The following is a 2207-nucleotide window of genomic DNA, read 5'->3' as shown; positions in this document are numbered from 1 at the left end:
GCGTGAACATGCTCAACCCCCCGCTATGCACTTTCTTTGATCACAGCCGCCATAAACTTTGGGTCCGCCATGTCGGCGCCGTGCTCGATGTGCTGGCCTTCAAGGGTGAGGAAGGCCTGAGTCAGCCATTCCAATACACGGTGGAATTCACCTCCACCGTTCAGGACATCGCCGCCGAACAGATGCTCGGCCAGGACGCTCGTTTCAGCCTGCACACCGCGCCGCACAATCTACCCAAGAGCTTTCCGGGTCTGCCAACGCCCGAGATCAAGCCGCTACGTACGCTGTACGGCGTGATCACCGGCTTCAAGCGTCTGTCCGGCTCCCGCGACGAAGCCCGCTATGAAATCACCCTGGAGCCGCACCTGGCGCTGCTCGATCGGGGCAAACAGTTCCGTATCTACCAGCACCAGTCGGTGCCGGAAATCGTCGAGAAGGTCCTGCGCGGTCGTCACGACTTCGAAGGCCAGCACTTTTACTTTCGTCTTATTCGTTCATATCCGAGACGCGAGCAGGTCATCCAGTACGACGAAAGCGACCTGGCCTTTATCGCCCGGTTGCTGGCCGAAGTCGGCATCTGGTACTGCTTCGCCAGCGACGAACGCCTGAAGATCGCCGTGCTGGAGTTTCACGACGACCAGCGCGGCTACAGCAAGCCCCCTGTCGAATTGCCCTATTACCCGCAGTCCGGGCTGGGCAGCAACGGGCAGGACGGCGTGTGGAAACTGCAATCGAGCCACCAGGTGGTGGAAAAAAACATCGCCTTCCGCGCCTACGACTACCGGGACGCCAAGGCCTGGCTCGACGGCGAAGTGGATCAGACCCGTGGTGCGAAAACCACCTACGGCGAAGCCTACCTCTACGGCGAGCCTTACAGCGTGCTCGGCGAGCGGATTCTGCAGGACGAAGACCTGCAAAGCGAAAGCGGCTACTTCTATGCGCGCCTGCGCCACGAGCGTTACCTCAACGCGCAGACCCAACTGAGCGGCGCCAGCAGCAGCGCCACCCTGGCGCCCGGCCAACAGCTCAACATCACCGGCGGCGCGCCTCGGGCCTTCGCCTCAAGGGCGGTGATCATCCAACTGACCCTGCGCGCTGCCCGTGATCGCAGTCTTGAAACCACCTTCGAGGCCATGCCCTATTCGGAAACGGTGTGCTTCCGCCCACCGCTCCTTACCAAGCCGCAAATAGCCGGCACCGTCCCGGCCCGGGTTACCAGTGACCGGGAAAACGATCCCTACGGACACATTGACCTGGATGGGCGCTACAAGGTCCGGTTCCTGTTCGACCGCGACAGCTGGAAGCTCGGCCAGGAAAGCGCCTGGCTGCGTCTGGCGCGGCCCTACGCCGGCGACACCCACGGCCTGCACCTGCCGTTGATTCCCGGTACCGAAGTGGCGGTGGCCTTCGAGCAGGGCGACCCGGACCGGCCCTATATCGCCCATGCCCTGCACGACAGCCGGCACCCGGACCACGTGACCCTGGCTCGGCGCGACGAAAGCCGCAACGTGCTGCGCACCCCGGCCAACAACAAGCTGCGCCTGGAGGATCGGCGCGGCCAGGAGCACGTCAAACTCAGCACCGAATACGCCGGCAAGAGCCAGCTCAACCTGGGGCATCTGGTGGATGCCGAGAAGCAAAAGCGTGGCGAAGGTTTTGAGCTGCGAACCGATGGTTGGGGCGCGATTCGTGGTGGCAAAGGGGTGTTTATCAGTGCTGACGAACAAAGCAAGGCCAAGGGCCAGCAACTCGACATGAGCGCTGCTCTTGGCCATCTGCAACACGCCGCTGAACAACTGCAAACACTCTCCGGCGATGCCCAGGCGGCCCATGCCGACCCGGCGGATGTGCAGGCGCAACTGAACCTGCTCAAGCAAGACCTGGAACAGCTCAAATCGTCGGTTTTGCTGCTCAGCGCACCCCAAGGCATCGCCCTGTCCAGCGGCCACCATCTGCAACTGGCGGCGCAACACAACCTGATGCTCAACGCCGGTGGCGAAGCGGACCTGAGCGTGGTCAAGCGCCTGTTTATCGGTGTGGGCCAAGGCCTGAGCCTGTTCGTGCGCAAGCTGGGGATCAAGCTGATCGCCAACCAGGGCCCGGTGAGCGTGCAGGCGCAGAACGACAGCCTGCAATTGCTGGCCCGGCATGGCCTGGAGATCAGCAGCACGGAAGATGAGATCCACATCGTCGCGAAAAAGAAAATC

1 protein-coding gene is annotated in these 2207 nt (G+C 62.5%); it reads left to right on the top strand.

Annotated features, from left to right (window positions below):
• Positions 1-8: 8 nt before the first annotated feature.
• A partial coding sequence (locus M5B99_RS29440; RefSeq protein WP_248807434.1) for a type VI secretion system Vgr family protein occupies positions 9-2207 on the top strand: 2199 nt, incomplete at its 3' end.

Origin of the sequence: Pseudomonas sp. MWU13-2100 (assembly GCF_023242365.1) — a bacterium.
Taxonomy (GTDB): Bacteria; Pseudomonadota; Gammaproteobacteria; order Pseudomonadales; family Pseudomonadaceae; genus Aquipseudomonas.
The sequence above is the reverse complement of the archived record's forward strand: the minus strand, read 5'-3'. Positions and strand labels throughout refer to the sequence as shown.